This window comes from Stenotrophomonas sp. GL_111 (assembly GCF_057835245.1).
Window position 1 is genome coordinate 2,946,227 of record NZ_CM174421.1, and the last position, 23,013, is coordinate 2,969,239.

At 64.1% G+C, this 23,013-nt stretch carries 19 protein-coding genes and 2 tRNA genes; 1 reads left to right on the forward strand and 20 read right to left on the reverse strand.

All coding sequences use genetic code 11. The features are described from left to right. Nucleotides 1–114 precede the first annotated feature (114 nt). Entirely contained in the window at nt 115–1,191 is a 1,077-nt protein-coding gene (locus AC3IPM_RS13195; RefSeq protein ID WP_489300355.1) for a serine hydrolase domain-containing protein, read from the forward strand. On the opposite strand, the gene AC3IPM_RS13200 is transcribed toward AC3IPM_RS13195, so the two are convergent. The 20 genes from AC3IPM_RS13200 to nuoI all read right to left on the reverse strand — a co-directional run bounded on the left by AC3IPM_RS13200 (nt 1,160) and on the right by nuoI (nt 23,012). Further along, entirely contained in the window at nt 1,160–2,731 is a 1,572-nt protein-coding gene (locus tag AC3IPM_RS13200) for a winged helix-turn-helix domain-containing protein (protein WP_489300357.1), read from the reverse strand. The genes AC3IPM_RS13195 and AC3IPM_RS13200 overlap by 32 nt on opposite strands. Before the next feature lie 34 nt (nt 2,732–2,765). Continuing rightward, complete coding sequence (locus AC3IPM_RS13205) at nt 2,766–3,944, reverse strand: glycoside hydrolase family 18 protein (protein WP_489300359.1); 1,179 nt, start codon at nt 3,942–3,944, stop codon at nt 2,766–2,768. Between the two features lie 173 nt (nt 3,945–4,117). Beyond that, nucleotides 4,118–5,029, reverse strand: a complete 912-nt coding sequence (locus AC3IPM_RS13210) for an alpha/beta fold hydrolase (RefSeq protein ID WP_489300360.1) — start codon at nt 5,027–5,029, stop codon at nt 4,118–4,120. A 2-nt stretch (nt 5,030–5,031) separates the two neighbouring features. After that, the gene (locus tag AC3IPM_RS13215; RefSeq protein WP_489300361.1) at nt 5,032–5,664 is read right to left on the reverse strand and encodes a DUF2239 family protein; all 633 of its coding nucleotides are present in this window, start codon (nt 5,662–5,664) and stop codon (nt 5,032–5,034) included. A gap of 107 nt (nt 5,665–5,771) precedes the next feature. Then, a complete protein-coding gene (locus AC3IPM_RS13220) occupies nt 5,772–6,122 on the reverse strand; it encodes a GIY-YIG nuclease family protein (RefSeq protein WP_489300363.1) in 351 nt (116 codons plus the stop codon). A 265-nt stretch (nt 6,123–6,387) separates the two neighbouring features. Then, nucleotides 6,388–8,499 (reverse strand): polyribonucleotide nucleotidyltransferase, encoded by a 2,112-nt coding sequence (gene pnp / locus AC3IPM_RS13225; protein ID WP_489300364.1) that lies wholly within the window; start codon nt 8,497–8,499, stop codon nt 6,388–6,390. Between the two features lie 149 nt (nt 8,500–8,648). Next, nucleotides 8,649–8,909 (reverse strand): 30S ribosomal protein S15, encoded by a 261-nt coding sequence (rpsO, locus tag AC3IPM_RS13230; RefSeq protein ID WP_017355941.1) that lies wholly within the window; start codon nt 8,907–8,909, stop codon nt 8,649–8,651. Nucleotides 8,910–9,060: 151 nt separating this feature from the next. Next, nucleotides 9,061–9,984: a tRNA pseudouridine(55) synthase TruB gene (gene truB, locus AC3IPM_RS13235; protein WP_489300366.1), complete on the reverse strand. Its 924-nt coding sequence runs from the start codon at nt 9,982–9,984 to the stop codon at nt 9,061–9,063. Nucleotides 9,985–10,103: 119 nt separating this feature from the next. Beyond that, the gene (gene rbfA / locus AC3IPM_RS13240; RefSeq protein ID WP_489300367.1) at nt 10,104–10,526 is read right to left on the reverse strand and encodes a 30S ribosome-binding factor RbfA; all 423 of its coding nucleotides are present in this window, start codon (nt 10,524–10,526) and stop codon (nt 10,104–10,106) included. A gap of 123 nt (nt 10,527–10,649) precedes the next feature. Further along, a complete protein-coding gene (gene infB / locus AC3IPM_RS13245) occupies nt 10,650–13,283 on the reverse strand; it encodes a translation initiation factor IF-2 (RefSeq protein ID WP_489300369.1) in 2,634 nt (877 codons plus the stop codon). 95 nt (nt 13,284–13,378) lie between these two features. Next, complete coding sequence (gene nusA, locus AC3IPM_RS13250) at nt 13,379–14,890, reverse strand: transcription termination factor NusA (RefSeq protein ID WP_489300370.1); 1,512 nt, start codon at nt 14,888–14,890, stop codon at nt 13,379–13,381. 4 nt (nt 14,891–14,894) lie between these two features. Continuing rightward, a complete protein-coding gene (gene rimP, locus AC3IPM_RS13255; protein WP_489300372.1) occupies nt 14,895–15,485 on the reverse strand; it encodes a ribosome maturation factor RimP in 591 nt (196 codons plus the stop codon). 390 nt (nt 15,486–15,875) lie between these two features. Beyond that, nucleotides 15,876–15,952: transfer RNA gene (locus AC3IPM_RS13260), tRNA-Met, on the reverse strand. A gap of 174 nt (nt 15,953–16,126) precedes the next feature. Next, nucleotides 16,127–16,203: transfer RNA gene (locus AC3IPM_RS13265), tRNA-Met, on the reverse strand. 126 nt (nt 16,204–16,329) lie between these two features. Beyond that, nucleotides 16,330–17,790 (reverse strand): NADH-quinone oxidoreductase subunit NuoN, encoded by a 1,461-nt coding sequence (gene nuoN / locus AC3IPM_RS13270; RefSeq protein ID WP_489300374.1) that lies wholly within the window; start codon nt 17,788–17,790, stop codon nt 16,330–16,332. A gap of 36 nt (nt 17,791–17,826) precedes the next feature. Beyond that, entirely contained in the window at nt 17,827–19,335 is a 1,509-nt protein-coding gene (locus AC3IPM_RS13275) for an NADH-quinone oxidoreductase subunit M (protein WP_489300375.1), read from the reverse strand. A gap of 23 nt (nt 19,336–19,358) precedes the next feature. Next, nucleotides 19,359–21,548, reverse strand: coding sequence for an NADH-quinone oxidoreductase subunit L (gene nuoL, locus AC3IPM_RS13280; protein WP_489300376.1), 2,190 nt, complete (start codon nt 21,546–21,548; stop codon nt 19,359–19,361). A 7-nt stretch (nt 21,549–21,555) separates the two neighbouring features. Then, nucleotides 21,556–21,861 carry an NADH-quinone oxidoreductase subunit NuoK gene (gene nuoK, locus AC3IPM_RS13285; protein WP_313344589.1) on the reverse strand — a complete coding sequence of 102 codons (306 nt, stop codon included), beginning with the start codon at nt 21,859–21,861 and terminating at the stop codon, nt 21,556–21,558. Then, nucleotides 21,858–22,517: an NADH-quinone oxidoreductase subunit J gene (locus AC3IPM_RS13290; protein WP_489300377.1), complete on the reverse strand. Its 660-nt coding sequence runs from the start codon at nt 22,515–22,517 to the stop codon at nt 21,858–21,860. Before AC3IPM_RS13290 ends, nuoK begins: the two co-directional genes overlap by 4 nt. A 6-nt stretch (nt 22,518–22,523) precedes the next feature. Next, a complete protein-coding gene (gene nuoI, locus AC3IPM_RS13295; RefSeq protein WP_489300378.1) occupies nt 22,524–23,012 on the reverse strand; it encodes an NADH-quinone oxidoreductase subunit NuoI in 489 nt (162 codons plus the stop codon). Nucleotide 23,013: the final 1 nt, after the last annotated feature.

Sequence of the window (23,013 nt, forward strand, 5' to 3'; positions counted from 1 at the left end):
GGGCGCGTCGCGGCGCGCCTTGTCCCAGCTCGCTTTCAGAAATCTTCAGCCTGCTTTCCAGCACTTCAGCCGCGGTCATGGCCTAGTCGTTTCCTCACTCCGAGGAACCCGACCATGCACCTCCACGCACACCGATTCGCCCCCCTGCTGCTGTCACTCGCGGCCGCGCTGCCCGTTGCCGCCTGGGCCGGCCCCGCCCGTCTGGACCCCGCCCCGCTGGCTGCACTGGAGTCGGCGATCGCCGACGAGGAGATCAAACAGGTCACCAGCGTGCTGCTGATGGTGGATGGCCAGGTGGCCTACGAGAAGTACTTCAACGAGGCCAATGCGGACACGCTGCATGACGTGCGTTCGGCCAGCAAGAGCGTCACCGCCCTGCTGGTGGGCGCGGCCATCGGCGCCGGTCGCCTGCCGGATGTGCATGCCCGCATCTACGACTACTTCCCCGAATTCACCGCGCAGCACCCGGTGGACCCGCGTCTGCGCGCCACGACCCTGGAGGATCTGCTGAGCATGAGCAGCCTGTGGGAATGCGATGACGAGAATGCGTTCTCGGCGGGCAACGAGGAACGCATGTACGTCACCGAGCGCTGGCTGGACTTCACCCTGTCACTGCCAGTGAAAGGCTTTGCGCCGTGGATGACACGGCCGGAAGACAGCCCGCATGGCCGCGCGCATGCCTACTGCACCGCCAATTCCTTCGTACTCGGGGCGGTGCTCGAACGCGCCACCGGCATGCCCCTGGCCGACTACGCCGCCCAGGCCCTGGAACATCCGCTGGGCATCACGGCCAGCCATTGGAACCGCTCACCGGAGGGCATCGGCATGGGCGGCGGTGGCACGCGCTACCGCAGCCGGGACCTGGCCACGCTGGGCCAGCTGGTGCTCGATGGCGGGCGCTGGCAGGGACGGCAGTTGATCCCCGCCGACTACGTGGCGGCGATGATCAGCGCGCAGGCGCGTACCGGCGACGGCAGCGACTACGGCTACCAATGGTGGGGCCTGAAACTGCCGGTGCAGGGCCGCGAGACCACGGTGTGGGCGATGTCGGGCAATGGCGGCAACTATGTGTTCCTGCTGCCGGAGCGCAAGCTGGTGGCTGTGGTCACCAGCCGGGCCTACAACCGCAGCTACGCCCATCCGCAGTCGCGCCGCATCCTCACCGAATTCCTGCTACCCGCATTGCACTGAGGCCATCCAGGTCCTCGGGGCGCCACGGTGCCCCGAGCACCTGCAACCGCTGCGCGGCCACGTCCGCATCGATCCTGGCCAGCAGGGCCGGCCATGTCGCCGCGCCATGCAAGGGCGCGAACAACGGCGTCACCCGCAGCCAGGCGGCATCGCGGAAACCGCTATCCACCGCGCGATGCAGCGCGGTGATGGCCGCATCGTTACGGCCCTGTGCCTGCTGCAGCAGGGCACGTTCCAGCGCCGTGTCGGACCAGCCATCCTCGGCCTGCCCGTCCAGCGCCCGCAGGCGCGAGGCGATCCAGCCCGGGCTTGCCGCCGTGCTGCCATACAGACCGGAAAGGGTCTGCCCCATCGACTGCTGCGGGCGCAGTTGGTGGCTGCGCTCGAACGCCTCCGCCGCGCCCTGCGTGTCGCCCTTCAACAGCCGCAATTCACCCAGCAGGCGCAACAGCTCCGGGTGCGGTGTCCCACGCGTGAGCGCTTCATCGAGCGCCGCCTGCGCCCTGCCCTGCTCGCCCATGGCCAGCAGGCTGCGCGGCCAGGCGATATTGGCGAACACGTTGTCCGGATACAGCTGGAAGCTGCGCTGGTGGCGGCGTGCGGCCGCCTCGGTGAATCCCAGAAGCTCCAGCTCGCGTGCGACCTGGACATCGCGGAAGCGGATACGTTCGGGTTCGCGCAGTGTCAGGTTGGCCTGCAGCGCCTGCGCCAGGTGCCCCTTCTCCTGATGAAGGTAGGCCAGCGAGGCACGGGTGCGCTCGTCCTGTGGATCGCGTTGCAGCGCCTGTTCGTAGTCGGCGATCGCCTGCGGCATCGCGCCCAGGCAGTCTTGCGCGTAGCCGCGTGCGGCGAAGGCGGCGGCATCGTCCGGCGCTGCCTGCAGCACCTGCTCGGCCAGCACCAGCGCCTCCTGGGCACGGGCCGGCGTGCCATTGAACAGGCAGGCATCGGCGGCAAGCGCGCGGGCGAGCCCACGACGGGCAGGCAGCGAGTCAGGATCGATCTGCAGGGCCTGCCGATACAGGTCGATGGCGCGCCTGTTGTTGCTGGCCTGGCCGATGCTGGCGTAGTGGCCCGCGCGCTGCAGCAAGGGGTCCGCTGGCGAAGGCGCACCACCGCGTGGCCATGCCATCACCAGCACCAGCGCAGCGCTGGCCGCCACGGCCGCACCCAGCCACAGCACGCGACGGGAGCGGCCAACCTGGTTGGGCGGGGCGACCGCGGGCGCAGCCACCTGCAACGGCGCGCACAGCTGATAGCCGCGGCCGCGTACCGAGCGCACGTAGCGCGGACGACGGCTGTCGTCGCCCAGCGCGTGCCGAAGCAGTTTCACGCGCTGGCTGATGGCATCCTCGCCGACAATGGCCGGGGCCCATACCTGCTGCGCGAGGGTGTCGAAATCCACCACCTCACCATTGTGTTCCAGCAGGCAGTCGAGCAACCGCCAGCTGAGTCCGCTCACCGGCAGGACCGCGTCGCCACGGCGAACCGCCTGCCGGGCGCGGTCGATGTCAAGATCCAGCAGGCGGATGGTGTCCATGCGCGCAAGCATAGGGCACGGCGCGTGCGTGCGATCACTCGGCCAGGAACGGCTTCGCCATCGCCTGCAGCAGGCTGCCCTGCGCGTCGTCGCCGGTCAGCTCCCAGGTGAACACGCCGCGCAGCTGATGCGCCTTGGCGAAATCGGCACGCAGGCCGATCGAGGTGGGGTCTTCATAGCTGATGAACACGCGCTCGGTCGGGTTGTACAGCCACGGCGTCTGCGCCACCGGATGCCAGTGCCGCTGCCAGCCGGGCTTGCCAAGGAATTCACTCGCGATCCGGCGCCAGTCACCGGCATCGAACGGCGCGCTGTAGGGCTGGTACAGGCCGTCAGCGGCGTCGGTGGTGACGCGGAAGCCGCGACCATAGAACGGCACCCCCAGCACCAGCTTGTCGGCCGGCACGCCGTGCTGCTGGTAATAGGCTACTGCGCCTTCCACGTTGTTCCAGCGCTTGAGCGCCGGGTCCAGTGGATCGGCCGGCACCGCGTGCAGGGGGGCGTTGAAGGTGGACACCTTCGAGAAGCCGGTGCCCATGTCATAGCTCATCAAGGTGATGAAATCGAGCGTGCGCCCGAGTTCCTTCAGCTCGTAGCTGCGCGCCGGATCATAGGGGCCATCGGTCTGCATGCGCCCGGCCGGCAGTGCGGCGGTCACCAGCAGGTGCTGGCCGCGCGCCTTGCCCAGCACATCCAGCTGGCGACGGAATTCCTGCGCCAGCAGGGTCATGTTGCGGCGGTCCTGCGGACGGTCGGTGATCTCGACCGGGCCACCGTAGACCGGAAACTCCCAGTCGATGTCCACGCCATCGAAGCTGCCGCGATGCTGTTCGAAGAACAGCGCGATGCACGAGCGTACGAAGTGCTCGCGACTGCTCGCCGTCAACGCGGCATCGGAGAAGCCGCCAGCGTTCCAGCCACCGATGGAGATCAGCGTGTGCAGCTTGGGATGTGTGCGCTTGAGTTCAGCCAGTGCCGCGAAATGCGCCGCCGCCTGCGGATCGATCACGCAGCGGCCGGCGTCGATACGTGCGAATGCATAGAACAGATGGGTCAGCGTATCGGCCGGGATCGAGGCCACCGGATAGCGCTCGGCCGAGCCGCCGGGATAGTACGCACCAATGACCTTGGGCAGGGGCTCGGCGGCCATGCCGGCAAACGGCAACAGGCTGGCCAACAGCACGGCAACTACGGTCGTGGTCTGGCGGTACATGGGGTCTCCCGGAACGAAGTCGGGGCCACGTTAGCAGACGTGCAAGGCCCTGCAGTCGAAGTCCTGCAAACCTGTCTTGCGGACATCGGCATGACGTGCATGAGGGTCATGCGCGAGCCAAAGAACCGCAACACCAGCCACATCACGCACCCCACCACAGGCCAGCGCGTGGCCTATGTCCCCGGATACTGTCGGCGCGCCGTCCTGACAATCGCATCGGCCACGGAGTGATACAGCGCGGCGGGAAGATCGTGGCCCATACCAACAACCGGCATGAACGCCGCGCTGCGGATGGAGTCGGCCGTATCCCTGCCGCAGTCCAGCGGTATCAATGGATCATCGGTCCCATGCACGACCAGGGTTGGCGCAATGATCCGCGCAAGCCGTGGACGGATGTCGCCGGTTGCAGCGATCGCCGCGATCTGCCTTCCGAATGCAGCCGGATCGTAGGCACGCCGGGTTTCTTCCAGGACCAGCAGACGGTGTGCCTGCTCATTGAGCGGATAGCCAGGGCCGGCGATGCGTCTGGCAAAGGCAAGGCTGTGTTCCAGGAACCCCGCTTCGTCCTCGACAGGATGCGGCGCGCGCCGGGTCAGCATGGCCATGACATCTGGCGCAGCCGCGGGAAGCGTCGGATTGCCCGTACTGGACATGATGGACGTCAATGACAAGACGCGTTCCGGGTGCTCACTGGATATCAGCTGGGCAATCATCCCGCCCATTGATCTGCCCACGACGTGCGCCCGGTCGATGCGCAAGGCATCCAGCAACCCAAGCGTATCGGCGACCATATCGTAGAGCGTGTAAGGCACCTGCGGTGTTCGACCAGCGGCGATCGCCCCCGCCAACGCCGCGAAATCCGGCGTCGCGGCGTCGCTGAAGTGTGTCGAATGGCCGGCGTCCCGGTTATCGAAACGGATGACCCGAAACCCTTTGTCCACCAGGATTCCACAGAAGGATGCAGGCCAGCGAAGCATCTGAGAGCCGAGGCCCGAGATCAATACAATCGCCTCTGCATCTTCGCGACCGTAACTTTCGCAGGTGACCGCAATGCCATTCACCGCAATGGCGTTCAACATCTGCATCGTCAAGTACCCGCGGATGGCACGACAGGCCCATCACGCGATGCCATCTGCAGGGCGTGATCCCGCACATCGCAAGGCCACGCGGCAATCAGGTCGCGAAGCATCATGGGTTCATTGGCGAAAAGTGCCCGCGTCGCTTCTTCAAACCCGGGCAGATCGCCAGCCATGGCAAGCATGAAGTGATAGGCCCGCTCGTGCGCCTTGCGAAGCGTGTCCTTCTCGCCGCCGGCTCGCCGCGCTTCCTCGACCAACTTCCTCAACGCCACCGAGGCTCCGCCCGGTTGCCCGGCAAGCCACTCCCAGTGGCGGGGAAGCAACGTCACTTCGCGCGGAACCACGCCCAGTTTGGGGCGCCCCCGGCCTCTGCGCCCGGCAGGTTCCAGCGCATCGCGCTGGTCAGAGGATTCCAGCCCAGCGCGTGCAATGGCCGCCAGTCTTGCAACGACCTCCTCATCCGACCCTCGCGTATCAACATCCACCGAACGGCCCGTCGCATCATCGAAGATCAGAATTGGGCCAGCCGAGCCACGCTCGCGCGCCCGCTTCACGGCCAGGGCATTGGTTTGCAGCGACCCGGTGGCGATGCGCCGATGGGCATCGAAACTTGTGTAGCAATCTGAAAATGATTCACTCATGAAGGGGCGTGCTCGTGGTGATGGTCGCGGGCTGTCGACTGGGGCGTGGAGCGAGGGAGAGGACAAGGCCTTCCCTGCCCGTGTGTCCGCCCCGGGACGACAACCCATCAAACGTAGGAAGCGGGCGAACCGAACGGGACCTTCAGTTGCCAGGCGGCCATGCATCGTTCCAGTTCGGATGCGTAGTCAAAGTCAGGCGCTGGACGTTCCTGGATCTGTTCCAGGATTTCGAAGGCGAATTGTTCCTCTCCGAGCACACGCCAATCCGCCATCAGTTCCCGATTTCGGTGAACGCCTTGACGCAACTCCAATCGATGACGATTCAACGCACCATTCAAATTGTTGCTTTGCCCTATCAACTGCTTGCCCGTTTTCCTGTTCCTGATGGAAAAAATCCCCATGCAGGGGAATGACAACTTGTACAGAGTGACAAGCGCTTTTCTCTTAACTTTGTCCATCAGCCCTTCCCCGCGTTTGAGATATCGCGTTGGCCGGTGACGTTGAGAGGTCACTGCGCCGCGCGTGATTCAATAATATCCGGGTATAAATACGACCGTCAATAATACCCGGGTATAAAAAGCGCGCCATTGCCGCGGGCAACGACGGATCGGCTCGGCAGGCAGACAAAAATCCAATAAAAAAAGCGGGCCGAAGCCCGCTTTTTTCTTTTTCGAAAGCGTGAGGGCCAGCGGCCCTCCGCTACAGCGTCATCGGCGTGGCCGATTACTCGGCTGCAGCCACGCCCTCGCCTTCTTCGACGGCCTTCATCGACAGGCGGATACGGCCCTGCTTGTCGACTTCCAGCACCTTGACCTTGACCACATCGCCTTCCTTCAGCTTGTCGCCGACCTTCTCGACGCGCTCGCTGGAGATCTGCGAAACGTGGACCAGGCCGTCCTTGCCCGGCAGGATGGTGACGAATGCACCGAAGTCCATGATCTTGGCGACCTTGCCTTCGTAGATGCGGCCCGGCTCGACGTCCGAGGTGATCTGCTCGATGCGGGCCTTCGCAGCCTGGGCAGCGATGGCGTTGACCGAGGCGATGACGATGGTGCCGTCATCCTGGATGTCGATCTGGGTGCCAGTTTCCTTGGTGATCGCCTGGATGGTGGAACCACCCTTGCCGATCACTTCGCGGATCTTGTCCGGGTGGATCTTGATGGTCAGCAGGCGCGGCGCGTAGTCCGACAGCTCCTCACGCGGTGCGGTCAGGCCGTGGGCCATTTCGCCCAGGATGTGCAGGCGGCCAGCCTTGGCCTGCAGCAGTGCCTGCTTCATGATCTCTTCGGTGATGCCTTCGATCTTGATATCCATCTGCAGGGCGGAGATGCCCTCAGCGGTACCAGCGACCTTGAAGTCCATGTCACCCAGGTGATCTTCATCGCCCAGGATGTCGGACAGGACGACGAAGCGCTCGCCTTCCTTGACCAGACCCATGGCGATACCGGCAACCGGCGACTTGACCGGCACGCCGGCGTCCATCAGGGCCAGCGAGGAACCGCACACCGAGGCCATCGACGAGGAGCCGTTGGATTCGGTGATTTCCGACACCACGCGGATGGTGTACGGGAAGGCTTCCAGCGACGGCATCACTGCCAGCACGCCGCGCTTGGCGAGGCGGCCGTGGCCGATTTCGCGACGCTTCGGGCCCATCATGCGGCCGGTCTCACCCACCGAGTAGGGGGGGAAGTTGTAATGGAACAGGAAGTTTTCCTTGTACTCACCGGCGACGGCATCGATCACCTGACCATCGCGGGCGGTGCCCAGCGTGATGGTGACGATGGCCTGCGTTTCACCGCGGGTGAACAGCGAGGAACCGTGGGTACGCGGCAGGATGCCGGTCTTCACGGCGATCGGGCGGACGGTGTCCAGCGCACGGCCGTCGATGCGGACCTTGGTGTCCAGCACCGAGTTGCGCATGGTGCTGTATTCCAGCTCGCCGAATTCCTTGGACAGTTCGGCCGGGTTCCAGCCTTCAGCAGCCACGCGGCCAGCCAGCGACTCGACCACGTCCTTCTTGATCGCCGAGATGGCGTCGCGACGCTGCAGCTTGTCGCGCACCTGGAAGGCTTCGCCCAGACGCGGGCCGATGGCTTCCTGCAGGGCGCTGATCAGCACGTCGTTCTTGGCCGGGGCAACCCAGGTCGACGGCCTGGTGCCGGCTTCCACGGTCAGCTCGTTGATCGCGTTGATGACCTTCTGCATTTCGCGGTGACCGAAGGTCACGGCGCCCAGCATCACGTCTTCGGACAGCAGCGCGGCTTCGGATTCCACCATCAGCACGGCGTTGGCGGTACCGGCAACAACCAGCTCCAGCTCCGAATCCTTCAGTTCGGTCACGGTCGGGTTGAGGATGTACTCACCGTTCTTGTAACCGACCTTGGCAGCGGCGATCGGGCCCTTGAACGGGGTGCCGGCCAGCGACAGGGCGGCCGAGGCGCCGATCAGGGCAGCGATGTCGCCATCGATGTCCGGGTTCAGCGACATCACCGTGGCGATGATCTGAACTTCGTTCTTGTAGTCTTCCGGGAACAGCGGACGGATCGGACGATCGATCAGACGCGAAATCAGCGTCTCCTTCTCGGTCGAACGGCCTTCACGCTTGAAGAAGCCACCCGGGATGCGGCCACCGGCGTAGAACTTCTCCTGATAGTCGCAGGTCAGCGGGAAGAAGTCCTGGCCCTCACGCGCGCTCTTGGCGGCAACGGCGGAGACCAGCAGCACGGTGTCGTCGAACTTGACGATGACGGCGCCACCGGCCTGGCGGGCGATTTCGCCGGTCTCAAGCGTGACGGTGTGCTTGCCGTACTGGAAGGTTTTGGTGATTTTTGCCACGGGGGATTCCTTGGGAGGATGCTGTCTTCGAATGGACCGCGGGCGACCCTTGCCGCCGACGGGTGACCGGTGGTCCGGTCCTGGCGTTTATTGCGGTACTACCAAAACAAAACCGCGGCGCATTCCTGCGCCGCGGTCGGGATTCTTGCTTAGCGACGCAGGCCGAGCTTTTCGATCAGGGCCTTGTAACGCACGCCGTCTTTCTTCTTCAGGTAGTCGAGCAGGCTGCGGCGGCGGTTGACCATCTGCAGCAGACCACGACGGCTGTGGTGATCTTTCTTGTGGGTCTTGAAGTGGCCGGTCAGCAGTTCGATGCGGGCGGTCAGCAGGGCCACCTGGACTTCCGGGGAGCCGGTATCGGCCGAACTGCGCTTGTTGTCTTCAATAACCTTCTGGGTGTCGATCGACATTTCTATTTTCTCTTGGATGCGTGGCCCGCAGAAACGCCCCATTGGCGTACCGCGTGACTCGCCGTGAACGAAAGGATGAACCCGCAGAACGCGGGAAGCCTGAAAAGGCCGCGAAATTGTAACGGTCGCGGCCCTCCGGGACAAGGACCGGCTAGTGCGCCGGCCCCAGGTTGAAGCGTCGCTGCGGGGCCAACAGGCCCGTCTCGTCGACCTGGCCCAGACCCTGAATGGCCTCTTCCGGCCCGTAGACCACCACCCCGCCCTGCGCCCAGTCGGGGTCGCGCAGGCGCTGGCCCACGCAGAAACGCGCGGTCTGCGCCGCATCCAGGGTCACCCGCGGATAGTGCGCCAAGCCCGCGGCCAGGGGCAGCAGCAGGGCCTCCATGGCGGTTTCGTCACCCTGCTCGCGCAAGGCATGCAGGGTGTCCAGGGTGACCATCGGGGCGCCCTGGAACGGGTCCACCCAGAGCCGGCGCAGGCCGGCGATGTGCGCCCCACAACCCAGGGTTTCGCCCAGGTCGCGGGCCAGGCTGCGGATATAGGTGCCTGAACCGCAGGTCACGCGCAGCTGCAGGCGGCTTGGCTGCTGGTCCATTACGTCCAGCGCATGCACCTCGACGTCGCGCTCTGGTGCCTCGATCACCTCACCCCGGCGCGCCTTCAGATAGAGCGGCTCGCCGCCCTGCTTGAGCGCGGAATAGATCGGTGCGCGCTGGCGGATACGGCCGCGCAGGGGCGCCAGCGCCGCCTCCAGCTGGTCTGCGCTGATCGCCGGCACCGGGCGCTCACGCAGCACCGTGCCATCGGCATCATCGGTATCGGTGGTCTGGCCCAGCACCACGTCGGCGTCATAGGCCTTGGCCGCGCCGAGCAGCAGCCCGGCAATCTTGGTCGCCTCGCCGAAGCACAGCGGCAGCAGCCCGGTCGCCAGCGGGTCCAGGCTGCCGGTATGGCCGCCCTTCTCGGCACGGAACAGGCGGCGTGCAACCTGCAGTGCGGCGTTGGAGCTCATGCCGGTGGGCTTGTCGAGCAGCAGGATGCCGTCCAGGCGACGGAAGGAAATTCGGGTGGTCATGCAGTCAATTCAATCGGCGCCGTGCGGCGCTGCCGGGAAATCCGGCCTTTGACGGTGCGGTCGCGTGTCGACCCGGGCACCGCCCCATAAGACAACAGCCCTTTCGGGCTGTCGGTCCATCATGCGTTCTTGTCGCTCTCGTCGGCGTGCGTTTCATCGCCGTCGTCGTCGGCTTCACGGCTCTTTTCCGCCGCGAGGGTATCGGGCAGGTCGCGCAGGATGTTGTCGATGCGCTCGCCACGGTCCACCGAATCATCGTAGTGGAAATGCAGCTCCGGAACGTGGCGCAGCTTCATGGCTCGCGCCAGCTCCATACGCAGTTCCCAGGCCAGTTCCTTCAGGCCCTTCATCGCTTCAACCGAGCGCTCCGGCATCAACGCCGTGACGAAAATCTTGGCATGCGCCATGTCACGGGTGATTTCCACGTCGGACACACTCACCGAAGGCAGGCCGTGTACACGCACCGCGTTGTGCACGAGCGTTCCCAGTTCACGGCGGATCTGGGCGGAAACACGGTCGGTTCGATGAAAGGTCTTTGGCACGGGAGGCTCTTGATTCAGGTGTCGCCCGACCAACGGTCGGGCGCTACAGGTACACGGGTCCCGACCACCGGCCGGGTTCTACATCACGGGAGGCCCGACCATGGGTCGGGCCACGCCGCGGTATTACAGGGTGCGCGGCACTTCGATACGCTCGAAGCACTCGATCTGGTCACCCGGCTTGACGTCGTTGTAAGCCTTCACGCCGATACCGCATTCGGTACCGTTGCGGACTTCCTCGACGTTCTCCTTGAAGCGACGCAGCGATTCCAGCTCGCCCTCGAACACCACCACGCTGTCGCGCAGCACGCGGATCGGCTTGTTCCGCTTCACCGTGCCTTCGATGATCATGCAGCCTGCAACCGCACCGAACTTGGAGCTGCGGAACACGTCGCGGACCTGGGCCACACCGATGATCTCTTCGCGGATTTCCACGCCGAGCAGACCGGACGCCACCTGCTTCACCTGATCGATCACGTCATAGATGATCGAGAAGTAACGCAGGTCAACGCCGTTGGCTTCGATGATGCGACGCGCCGAGGCGTCGGCACGCACGTTGAAGCCGATCACGGTGGCCTTGGAGGCAACCGCCGAATTGGCGTCCGATTCGGTGATGCCGCCCACGCCGGAGTGGATCACGTTGATGCGGATGTCTTCGTTGGACAGACCGACCAGCGACTGGCTCAGTGCCTGCACCGAACCCTGCACGTCGGCCTTGATCACCAGGTTCAGCACCTGCTGGCCATCACCCTTGCCCAGGGTGGCCATGATGTCTTCCATGCGGCTGCCGGCAGACTGGACCAGGCGCGATTCACGACGCTTGGTTTCGCGCTGCTGCGCCACTTCCTTGGCCAGACGCTCGTCGTCGACGACCACGAAGTCATCGCCGGCATCCGGCACGCCGGACAGACCCAGCACCTGCACCGGGATGGACGGGCCAGCGTGGTCGGGCTGTGCGCCGGTCTCGTCGAACAGCGCACGCACGCGACCGTACTGGATACCGCACACCAGGTAGTCGCCCTTCTTCAGCGCGCCCTGCTGCACCAGCACCGTGGCGATCGGGCCGCGGCCCTTGTCCAGCGACGATTCGATGACCACGCCGTTGGCGCGGCCGTCGGCCACGGCCTTCAGCTCCAGCAGTTCCGCCTGGATCGAAATCGCGTCGAGCAGATCGTCGATGCCCAGGCCAGCCTTGGCCGAGATTTCGACCATCTGGATATCACCACCGAAGTCTTCGGAGACGACCTGCTCGGTGAGCAGTTCGTTCTTCACGCGCATCGGGTCGGCGCCGGACTTGTCGATCTTGTTGATCGCCACGATCAGCGGCACACCCGCCGAACGGGCGTGCTGGATGGCTTCCTTGGTCTGCGGCATGACGCCGTCGTCGGCCGCCACCACCAGCACCACGATGTCGGTCAGCTTGGCACCGCGGGCACGCATGGACGTAAACGCCGCGTGGCCCGGGGTATCCAGGAAGCTGATCACGCCCTTCGGCGTTTCAACGTGGTACGCACCGATGTGCTGGGTGATGCCGCCGGCTTCGCCGGTCGCTACCTTGGTGCGGCGGATGTAATCCAGCAACGAGGTCTTGCCGTGGTCGACGTGGCCCATGATGGTGACCACCGGCGGACGTGCCACCGGCTCGCCCTGGTTGCCGCCGGCCAGTGCCAGCAGCGCGTCTTCGGCGTCGTTGGCGTTGGCACGGATCACGTTGTGGCCGAGTTCTTCGGTCACCAGCGCGGCGGTGTCATGGTCGATGGTCTGGGTGATGGTCGCCATGACGCCCATCTTGAACAGCGCCTTGACCACATCGCCGCCCTTGACGGCCAGCTTCTGGGCCAGATCGGCCACGGTGATCGTGTCGCCGATGGTCACATCACGCACGATCGGTGCCGTGGGACGCTCGAAGCCATGGCTGCCACCGCCGCTGCGCGACTGGTTGCTGTCACGGCGACCACCGTGCTGCACGCGCCCGGTGGGACGACCGCGCGAGTTGCTGTTGTTGCCGCGACGGGCACGGTCGGCGGCCGACAGGTGCAGCTGACCGGCGAAGCGGTTGCCACCCTCGTCGTCGCGCTTGGCGCCCGGACGGTTGTTGTTGTTGTTCGAATTGCGGTCGTCCGCGCGCGGGGCCGGACGGGCCGGCGACGGCGCCGCCGGACGGGCGGCACGCGCAGGCGCTTCGGCGGCCGGCTTGGGCGCAACCGGGGCCGGCGGCGCGTTCTTGGCGGCTTCAGCAGCTGCTTCGGCGGCCTTGCGCTCGGCTTCGACACGCTCCTTGGCGTCTACTTCTTCCTGACGCTTGCGGGCGATTTCTTCATCGCGTGCACGGTCCTTCTCGGCCAGTGCGCGCTGCTCGTCCAGATTGCGCTGGCGGGATTCCTCCAGCTTGCGCAGGATGTCGGCGCGCTCCTCATCCGGCGTCATCGCCTTGCCACTGGCGTCCTTCATGTAGGTGCGCTTCTGGCGCACTTCCACGTTGACGGTGGTCTTGCTGCGGCCGGCGCTGACGGTCACTTCCTGCAACTTGCGACGGTTGAGGGTGATCTTCTTTGCTGCCTCGTCGGCACTCTCGACGGGCTGCTCGGTCTTGCCGTGCGAACGACGAAGGAAGCCCAGGAGCTTCACCTTCTCGGTGCTGGTCACGACCTGGTCGGGACCGCTGAACTTCATGCCGGCTTCGGCAAGTTGTTCAAGCAGTTTCTCGACCGGCGTATTGACCAGTTCGGCAAGCTTGCGGATGGTGGTTTGCTGCGACATTCGGATCCTATGATCTGGTTGGCGCCCCCTCGAAACGTGCGAAGGCAGCGCGGAGTCTAAGCCCTGATCGGGTCAGGGCACTGTTCATCGCTGGCTCATTCGCCGCGCTCCAAGCGGGCGATCTCCTCGGCTCGGGCGGCAAGGATCAGAGCGGCGGCGCGCCCCTGGTCCATGTCTTCGATGCCGAACTCGAGGATCTCATCGGCGGCCAGGTCCGACAGGTCCTCACTGGTACGCACGCCGTGGCTGGCCAGGGCGTAGGCGGTTGCCTCGTCCATGCCTTCCAGGGCGAGCAGGTCTTCGGACGGCGAACCATCCTCCAGACCTTCTTCCACCGCGAGCGCTTCGTTGAGCAGCGCATCGCGGGCACGGGCACGCAGCTCTTCGACGATGTCTTCGTCGAAACCTTCCACGGCCAGCAGTTCGCCGACCGGGACGTAGGCGATTTCTTCCACGGTGTTGAAGCCTTCGGTCACCAGGATGGCGGCGATTTCTTCATCCACTTCCAGCTTGTCCATGAACAGCTGACGGGCAACGCCCTGCTCTGCTTCGGACTTGGCGGTCACCTGGTCCTGGGTCATCACATTGAGCTGCCAGCCGGTCAGGCGGCTGGCAAGGCGCACGTTCTGGCCGCCCTTGCCGATCGCCTGGGCCAGGCGCTCTTCCGCCACGGCCAGGTCCATCGAATGCTTTTCTTCATCGACGATGATCGACTGCACTTCCGCCGGCGCCATCGCATTGATGACGAAGTTGGCGGGGTTCTCATTCCACAGCACGATATCCACGCGCTCACCGTTGAGCTCGTTGGACACGGCCTGTACGCGCGAACCGCGCATGCCGATGCACGCGCCGATCGGATCGGTACGGGCGTCGTGGGCCAGCACGGCGATCTTGGCGCGGTCGCCCGGATCACGTGCACACGCCTTGATCTCGACCAGGCCCTGGCCGACTTCCGGCACTTCGAGCTTGAACAGTTCGATCATGAATTCCGGGGCGGCGCGGCTGATGAACAACTGCGGGCCACGCGGTTCCGAACGGACTTCGGCCAGGTAACCGCGCACGCGGTCGCCAGCGCGCAGCACGTCGCGCGGAATACCCTTGTCCTTCGGAATGAAGGCCTCAGCGTTGCCGCCCAGGTCGACATAGATGTTGCCGCGCTCGGCGCGCTTGACCACACCGGTGACCAGTTCGCCGACGCGATCCTTCCAGGCATCGACGACCTGCTGACGCTCGGCCTCGCGCACGCGCTGGACGATCACCTGCTTGGCGGCCTGTGCGGCGATACGGCCGAAGTCCGGGTTTTCGATCTGTTCTTCGATGTAGTCGCCCACTTCCACGCCGTCGGCTTCGTCGATGGCATCCATCAGACGCACCTGGCGATCCGGCGATTCCATGACGACGTCATCGGCGACGACTTCCCAGCGACGGAAAGTTTCGTAGGTGCCGTCCTTGTGGTCGATCGACACACGGGCCAGCACTTCTTCGTCCGGGTAACGCTTCTTCGCGGCCGACGCCAATGCTGCCTCGATGGCATCGAAGATCACTTCACGCGGAACGCCCTTTTCATTGGCGACCGCATCCACTACCAGCAAAAGTTCCTTGCTCATTGGCTCACTCCGCGCGCGGCTTCTTGGCCGTCGGCTCGTTGGATGGTTTCTTCTTCGCCTTGTCACCCTGTTTGGGTGCCGGGCCAGTCGGTTTGGTCGGAGCCAGGCCGAGGGCGGCCCAGTCCGGCATGATGCGTGCCTTGTCGATATTCTCGACATCGGCGGTAAACGGGGAATTATCGACCTTGAACGTCACCGTGCCCTGGGCGCCATCGACGCCGAGGATTTCGCCCTGCAGGCGACGGCGGCCGTCCTGCGGCAGCTTCAGGGTGACTTTGGCGGACTCGCCGATCGCGCGTTCAAACTGTTCGATGGTGAACAGCGGACGGTCCACGCCGGGCGAGGAGACTTCCAGCGTGTAATTGGCGCTGATCGGGTCTTCCACGTCCAGCTGTGCGGACACTTCGCGGCTGACGCGCTCGCAGTCGTCGATATTGACGATACGCTCGGGCTGTTCGGCCAGCGGCACGTCGATATACAGGCGCAGGGTGGCACCGCCCGGAGCGGTCAGATACTCCACACCCAGCAGCTCGAGACCCAGCGACTGAACGGTGGGGGCGAGCAGATTCGCGATTTCGGTTGCCTTGTCGCTCACAGTCTGCCTTGATTCGTTGAAAGAGGTACGGGTTTGGCCAGTCACGCTGGCCACCTGCCGGAAACAAAAAAGGACCCGCTGGGCCCCTTGTCCGGTACAACTCCGGTCATGCTGGATTCCGGTTGCGGAAACGCGCGGTGCGTTTCTGCGAGCCCAGCCTTCCGGGGGGTTACGGCGGCCTGGGAACAGGTGCCGATCCTGGAAGCCGGTAGCGGGACCAGTCACCTCCATGAATCAGAGGGGCCAGTCAGGTAGTCCGCTAAGCCGCTGATGATAGCCGTTGCACCGCGCTGGTGCAATGGCTGGGGGCAAGTGAATACACAACGAAAAAAGCGACCTCGTTGCCGAGATCGCTTCTTCGTCTACTGCATCTGCACTGCAGATTTTCTGTGGTAGCGGGGGCAGGATTTGAACCTGCGACCTTCGGGTTATGAGCCCGACGAGCTGCCAGACTGCTCCACCCCGCAGCAGAAGCGGAATTGTAAGGGAGTTTTCACACCCGTGCAACCCCTATTTAAACATTGCCAGAATATCTCCGGACGGTGCCACCTGGGCATCGACCGGACCTCCAACGAAAAAAGCGACCCCGTTGCCGGGATCGCTTGATTCGTCCACCGTCTCCGGCTTGCACCGGAGCTATATGGTAGCGGGGGCAGGATTTGAACCTGCGACCTTCGGGTTATGAGCCCGACGAGCTGCCAGACTGCTCCACCCCGCAACAGAAGTGAATGAGTCGATGTACCAACCAAGGTTGGCGCCTACCGCAACGATGTTCTGGCGAAACCGCTGCATCAACAACTCAGGAGACGAATATTACACTACTTGCGCAGTTTTGTATCGTTTTTTACGCAAGATGTGCAAATGCCTGCTGGCACCACACCATGATCGGGTTCCAGGCCAGGCCCAGGGCCAGCAGCGCCAGGGCATTCACGCCCAGCACCACGCCCAGCACGCGGTCGTTGTTGGCCGGCAGCGGCTCACCGACCGGCTCATCGAAGTACATGACCTTGATGACGCGCAGGTAGTAGAAGCAGCCGATCACCGCGCAGATCACGCCGACCATGGCCAGCCACAGCATGTCGCCCTGGATGGCGGCGCCGAGCACGGCCAGCTTGGTCCAGAAGCCCAGGAACGGCGGGATGCCGGCCAACGACGCCATGATGCACAGCACCAGGCCGGCCATCCACGGATTGCGTGCGTTGAGGCCCTTGAAGTCTTCGATCTTCTCGGCCTCGAAGCCGTTGCGCGACAGCGCGATGATCGCGCCGAAGGCCGCGGTGGACATGATCGCGTAGCTCAGCGCATAGAACAGCGCGGCCGAGTACCCGCGTTCGCCGCCACCGGCGATGCCCATCAGCAGGAAGCCGATGTGCGACACGGTGGAGAACGCCAGCATGCGCTTGAGGTTGGTCTGCGCGATCGCCATCAGGTTGCCGATCACCAGCGACAGTGCGGCCAGGCCACCAATGAGGTACTTCCACTCGTCCGACAGCGGGCCAACGCCCACTTCCAGCAGGCGGTAAGCCATGCCGAACGCAGCCAGCTTCGGTGCCGAGCTGATGAACAGCGCGATCGGCGCCGGCGCGCCCTGGTAGACGTCGGGCAGCCACATGTGGAACGGTGCGGCGCCGAGCTTGAAGGCCACGCCGGCGATCATGAAGACCGCGCCGGTCAGCAGCAGCACGCGCTCTTCGGAGTGCGGGATGGCGGCATGGATCGTGTCCAGGTGCAGCGAGCCGGTGGCACCGTAGATCAGCGACATGCCGTACAGCAGCAGGCCCGAGGCCAGCGAACCGAGCACGATGTACTTCATCGCCGCTTCCGAGGCCAGGCCGTTCTCACGGTTGCTGGCGACCAGGGCGTAGGAGCACAGCGCCAGCAGTTCCAGGCCCAGGTAGACCATCAGCAGGCTGCCGGCGGACACCAGGATCATCATGCCGGCGGTGCCGAACAGGATCAGCACCGGAATCTCGCCCTGGTACAGCTTGCGCTCGCGCAGGTAGCTCCAGCCGTAGATCAGGGTCAGGCCGCTGCACAGCACGATCACGGTCTTCATCACATCGGCCGCGGTATCGCGGACGAACATGCCGTGGAAGACCTCGCCCTGCCCGCCCACGCCAGTGGCGAGCATGAACAGGACGACGGCCAGGGCGGCCACCGACAACAGGTGGGTCCAGATCTTGTTCTTCTCACTGATGAACAGATCAAGCATCAACAGGGCGAACGCGCTGCCGATCAGCACCAGCTCGGGAGCGAGCGGCGGCAGGTCGGCGGCGGTCAGTGGCAACAGCGGCGAGGTGGTCATCATCAAATCCTGGAATCAATACTCTCGACGGCCCGATTACAGCAGCTTGCTGGATGCGATCTGCATCGCCAGCTTCGCGATCGAGGGCTCCATCAGGTCGGTCAGCGGCTTGGGGTACAGGCCCAGGGCAAGCGTGCCCACGGCGAATACACCCAGAACCAGCCACTCGCGACCGTTGATGTCCTTCAGTTCGGCGACATGGGCATTGGCCACTTCACCGAAGAACACGCGCTTGTACAGCCACAGCGTATAGGCCGCGGTGATCACCAAGGTGGTCGCCGCGCCCAGTGCCAGCATCGGATTGCGCTGGAAGCTGGCCATGATGATCATGAACTCACCCACGAAACCGCTGGTGCCCGGCAGGCCGGCGTTGGCCATGAAGAACAGCATGGCGAACGTGGCAAACCACGGCATCACATTGACCACGCCGCCGTAATCGGCGATGCGGCGACTGTGCATGCGGTCGTAGAGCACGCCGACGCAGGAGAACATCGCACCGGACACGAAGCCGTGCGAGATCATCTGCACCATCGCACCCTGCAGGCCCAGGCGGGCGGCATCGGCGTTCTGTGCATCGCGCACCAGCCACAGGGCGATGAAGGTGCCCAGGGTGACGAAGCCCATGTGCGCGATCGACGAATAGGCGATCAGCTTCTTCATGTCGTCCTGGACCAGCGCGACCAGACCGACGTAGATCACCGCGATCAGCGACAGCGCGATCACCAGCCAGGCCCATTCGTGCGAGGCATCCGGGACGATCGGCAGGTTGAAGCGCAGGAAACCGTAACCACCGATCTTCAGCGCGATGGCGGCCAGGATCACCGAACCGGCAGTCGGCGCTTCCACGTGGGCGTCCGGCAGCCAGGTGTGGACCGGGAACATCGGCACCTTGACCGCGAAGGCGATCAGGAACGCGAAGAAGATCCAGGTCTGTTCCTTGCCCGACAGCTGCAGCTGGTACAGGTCAGCCAGCTGGAAGCTGCCGCCCTTCAGGTACAGGTAGATCAGCGCCACCAGCATCAGCACCGAGCCGAGGAAGGTGTACAGGAAGAACTTCAACGCGGCGTAGATGCGGCGCGGGCCGCCCCAGACACCGATGATCAGGAACATCGGGATCAGCATCGCTTCGAAGAACACGTAGAACAGCATCGCGTCCGTGGCGGCGAAGATGCCCACGGTGACGCCTTCCAGGATCAGGAAGGCGGCCACGTACTGGTTGACGCGCTTGTCGATTGCGCTCCAGGCACCGATCAGGGCCAGCACCGAGACCAGCGTGGTCAGCAGGATCAGCGCGATCGCGATGCCATCGACACCGAGGTTGTAGCCGATGTCGTAAGCGGGGATCCAGGCGCGGGTTTCGACGAACTGCAGCGCGTCGTTGGCCACGTCGTAGCCGCTGAGCAGCAACAGGCTGGCCAAGAAGGTCAGCACCGCTACGCCCAGCGACGCCCAGCGGGCGGTTTGGGCATCACGGATGGCAAGGATCAAGGCACCGCCGAGGATCGGCAGCCAGATGAGAACACTGAGTAGAGGCCAGTTCGACACGTCTTCTTATTCCGTACAGGTCATCAACGCAGGTAATGCATCAGGACGCCCAGAAGGGCAATCAGGCCGATGATCATCGCGAAGGCGTAGTGATAGAGGAAACCGGATTGGGTGCGACGCAGCAGGTTGGCTGCCAGATCGACCAGGCGCGCCGAACCATTGACCACCACACCATCGACGATGTTCGTGTCGATCGCGCGGGAAACCTTGCCCAGCTTGATACCGCCACCAGCAAAACCACCGATCCAGAGCTTGTCGAAGCCGTACTTGTTTTCCAGCACCGACACCAGCGGCGCGAAGGTCTTGCGGGCCTTGCCCGCCAGCTCCGGCTTCCACAGGTAGAACAGTACCGCCAGCAGGAAGCCCGCCAGGGTCAACCAGACCGCCGGGCCCTTCATGCCGTGGAGGACGAACTGGACCGGGCCATGGAACTCTTCAGCCAGGGCACCAATGGTGTTGCGCGCCGGATCGTAGAAATCGACGATGCCGGTGAAGAACGAATGCACCTGGCCCGGAATCGCGTGCTCGGCATGGTGGCCGGCCCAGTCGGTGCCGTACAGCATCGGACCGATGCTGAAGAAGCCGATCACGATGGAGGGGATCGCCAGCAGGATCAGCGGCAGGGTCACCACCCACGGGGTTTCGTGCGGCTCATGCGGACCGTGGCCATGGCCGTGATCGTCATGGTGCGCGTCATCGTGGTGGGCATCGGCCGCGTGCGCGTCGGCGTGATGCGCGTCATGGCCGTGGCCATCGTCATCATGCGCATCGCGGAAGCGTTCCTTGCCATGGAAGGTCAGGAACAGCAGACGGAAGCTGTAGAAGCTGGTGACGATCACGCCGCCCAGCACCGCCCAATAACCGTAGGTCGCCACCCAGCTCGAAGACATCTCAGCATGGTGCTTGGCGGCCTCGATGATGGTGTCCTTGGAGTAGAAGCCGGAGAAGAACGGCGTGCCCACCAGGGCCAGCGTACCGATCCACATGGTCACGAAGGTGATCGGCATGTACTTGCGCAGGCCGCCCATCTTGCGCATGTCCTGCTCGTGGTGCATGGCGATGATCACCGAGCCGGCACCAAGGAACAGCAGCGCCTTGAAGAAGGCGTGGGTCATCAGGTGGAACACGGCGGCCGAGTAAGCCGACACACCCAGCGCCACGGTCATGTAGCCCAGCTGGGACAGCGTGGAGTACGCGACGACGCGCTTGATGTCGTTCTGCACGATGCCGATCAGGCCGGTGAAGAACGCGGTGGTGGCACCGATGAACAGCACGAAGTTCAGCGCGGTCTGCGACAGCTCGAACAACGGCGACATGCGGGTGACCATGAAGATGCCCGCGGTGACCATGGTCGCGGCGTGGATCAGCGCCGAGATAGGGGTCGGGCCCTCCATCGAGTCCGGCAGCCACACGTGCAGCGGCACCTGGGCGGACTTGCCCATTGCACCGATGAACAGGCAGATGCAGATGATGGTGGCGATCGACCAGATCACCGGGGTGTCAAACACCTGGAAGGTGGTCCCGAACAGGGTGATCGCGCCGGACCAGATCTGCAGCTGTGCCTGCGGGCTGCCCAGGATCGGGGCATTGGCGAACACGGTGGAGTAGTCCAGCGAACCGAACACCCACATCACACCGGCGATGCCGAGGATGAAGCCGAAGTCGCCGACGCGGTTGACCAGGAACGCCTTCATGTTGGCGAAGATCGCGGTCGGGCGCTTGAACCAGAAACCGATCAGCAGGTACGACACCAGGCCCACCGCTTCCCAGCCGAAGAACAGCTGCAGGAAGTTGTTGCTCATCACCAGGGTGAGCATCGAGAAGGTGAACAGCGAGATGTAGCTGAAGAACCGCTGGTAACCCGGGTCATCCTGCATGTAGCCGATGGTGTACACGTGCACCAGGAACGACACGAAGGTCACCACGACCATCATCATCGCGGTCAGCTTGTCGATCATGAAGCCGACGTGGGCCGAATACTGGCCAACCTCGAAGAACGTATAGAGGTTCTCGTTGTACGGCTGGGCACCGCCCCACAGCAGCATGTACAGCACGTAGCTGGACAGCACGCAGCTCACTGCGACGCCGAGGATGGTGACCGTCTGTGCGCCAACGCGACCGACCTGCCGGCCGAACAGGCCAGCGATGATGCTGCCGAACAGCGGTGCAAGCACCACTGCGATCAACAGACTCTTGGAGAGAGTGATTTCCATCTACGGATCAGCCCTTCAGCGAATCGACTTCGCCGACATTGATGGTACGGCGGGTACGGAACAGGGTTACCAGGATCGCGAGGCCGATGGCGGCCTCGGCCGCGGCGACGGTCAGGATGAAGAAGACGAACAGCTGTCCGGCCGTATCCCCCATCTCACGCGAAAACCCGACGAAATTGATGTTGACCGACAGCAGCATCAGCTCGACCGACATCAACAGCACGATGATGTTCTTGCGGTTGAGGAAGATGCCGGCAAGGCTGATGCAGAACAGCAGCGCGCCCAGCGCCAGGATGTGGCCGAGGGTGATCATGGCGTTGCCTCCTCATCGCTGGACGGCTTGGTCCGGGTATGCACCACCGGCTTTTCCACGTCCATCTTGACCACGCGCAGGCGGTCATGGCCCTTGACCATGGTCTGCTCGGTCGGGTTCTGGGTCTTCAGGCCGGTGCGGCGACGCAGCGTCAGCATCACCGCGGCCACCACGGCCACGGTCAGGATGACGGCGGCGAACTCGAACGGCAGCAGGTATTCGGTGAACAGGCTGCGCGCCAGCCAGGTGATGTTGGAACTGTCGGCGGCGAGCGCAGCGGCGTTGTCGGCCGGGAACGGGTTGACCGCCCTGCCCCGCACGCCGATCAGCACCAGCATCTGCACCAGCATGGTGACCGAAACCACCAGGCCGATCGGCAGGTAGCGGACCCAGCCTTCACGCAGGTTGCTGGCGTCGATGTCGAGCATCATCACCACGAACAGGAACAGCACCATGACCGCACCGACGTAGACCAGCACCAGCGCGACACCGAGGAATTCAGCGCCGACCAGGATCCAGATGCAGGCCACGGAGAAGAAGGTCAGGATCAGGCACAACACGGCATACACCGGATTGCGCACGCTGATCACCGCCGCTGCGGAAATGCCCGCGACGATGGCGAAGACCCAGAAACTGATATTTACCCAATCCATCATGCGACCTCAGCGGAAAGCAGCATCAGCGGCACGGCGTTCGGCGATTTCGGCTTCAAGCCGATCTCCGATGGCCAGCAGCTGCGGCTTGGTAACGATGTTTTCGCCACGGTTCTCGAAGTGGTACTCGAGAATGTGGGTCTCGACGATCGAGTCCACCGGGCAGCTTTCTTCACAGAAGCCGCAGAAGATGCACTTGAACAGATCGATGTCGTAGCGGGTGGTACGGCGGCTGCCGTCTTCGCGCTTGGCCGAATCGATGGTGATCGCCAGCGCCGGGCAGACCGCTTCGCACAACTTGCATGCGATGCAGCGTTCCTCGCCGTTGGGGTAACGGCGAAGCGCATGCAGGCCGCGGAAACGCGGCGACTGCGGGAACTTCTCCATCGGGTACATCATCGTGTACTTCGGCTTGAACGCGTACTTCAGGGTCAGCCACAGGCCGCCGAGCAGCTCGAGCAGCAGCAGGCTTTTGAAGTAATGGGTAATTCTGTTCATC

What these genes read in the sequence shown, in the direction of transcription:
- truB (WP_489300366.1), bottom strand. Translation starts at nt 9,984, where the DNA reads ATGACCACCCGAATTTCCTTCCGTCGCCTGGACGGCATCCTGCTGCTC.
- nuoN (WP_489300374.1), bottom strand. Translation starts at nt 17,790, where the DNA reads ATGACCACCTCGCCGCTGTTGCCACTGACCGCCGCCGACCTGCCGCCG.
- AC3IPM_RS13215 (WP_489300361.1), bottom strand. Translation starts at nt 5,664, where the DNA reads ATGAGTGAATCATTTTCAGATTGCTACACAAGTTTCGATGCCCATCGG.
- nuoI (WP_489300378.1), bottom strand. Translation starts at nt 23,012, where the DNA reads ATGAACAGAATTACCCATTACTTCAAAAGCCTGCTGCTGCTCGAGCTG.
- AC3IPM_RS13195 (WP_489300355.1), top strand. Translation starts at nt 115, where the DNA reads ATGCACCTCCACGCACACCGATTCGCCCCCCTGCTGCTGTCACTCGCG.
- AC3IPM_RS13220 (WP_489300363.1), bottom strand. Translation starts at nt 6,122, where the DNA reads ATGGACAAAGTTAAGAGAAAAGCGCTTGTCACTCTGTACAAGTTGTCA.
- nuoK (WP_313344589.1), bottom strand. Translation starts at nt 21,861, where the DNA reads ATGATCACCCTCGGCCACATCCTGGCGCTGGGCGCGCTGCTGTTCTGC.
- nusA (WP_489300370.1), bottom strand. Translation starts at nt 14,890, where the DNA reads ATGAGCAAGGAACTTTTGCTGGTAGTGGATGCGGTCGCCAATGAAAAG.
- AC3IPM_RS13290 (WP_489300377.1), bottom strand. Translation starts at nt 22,517, where the DNA reads ATGATGGATTGGGTAAATATCAGTTTCTGGGTCTTCGCCATCGTCGCG.
- AC3IPM_RS13205 (WP_489300359.1), bottom strand. Translation starts at nt 3,944, where the DNA reads ATGTACCGCCAGACCACGACCGTAGTTGCCGTGCTGTTGGCCAGCCTG.
- nuoL (WP_489300376.1), bottom strand. Translation starts at nt 21,548, where the DNA reads ATGGAAATCACTCTCTCCAAGAGTCTGTTGATCGCAGTGGTGCTTGCA.
- infB (WP_489300369.1), bottom strand. Translation starts at nt 13,283, where the DNA reads ATGTCGCAGCAAACCACCATCCGCAAGCTTGCCGAACTGGTCAATACG.
- AC3IPM_RS13210 (WP_489300360.1), bottom strand. Translation starts at nt 5,029, where the DNA reads ATGCAGATGTTGAACGCCATTGCGGTGAATGGCATTGCGGTCACCTGC.
- AC3IPM_RS13200 (WP_489300357.1), bottom strand. Translation starts at nt 2,731, where the DNA reads ATGGACACCATCCGCCTGCTGGATCTTGACATCGACCGCGCCCGGCAG.
- rpsO (WP_017355941.1), bottom strand. Translation starts at nt 8,909, where the DNA reads ATGTCGATCGACACCCAGAAGGTTATTGAAGACAACAAGCGCAGTTCG.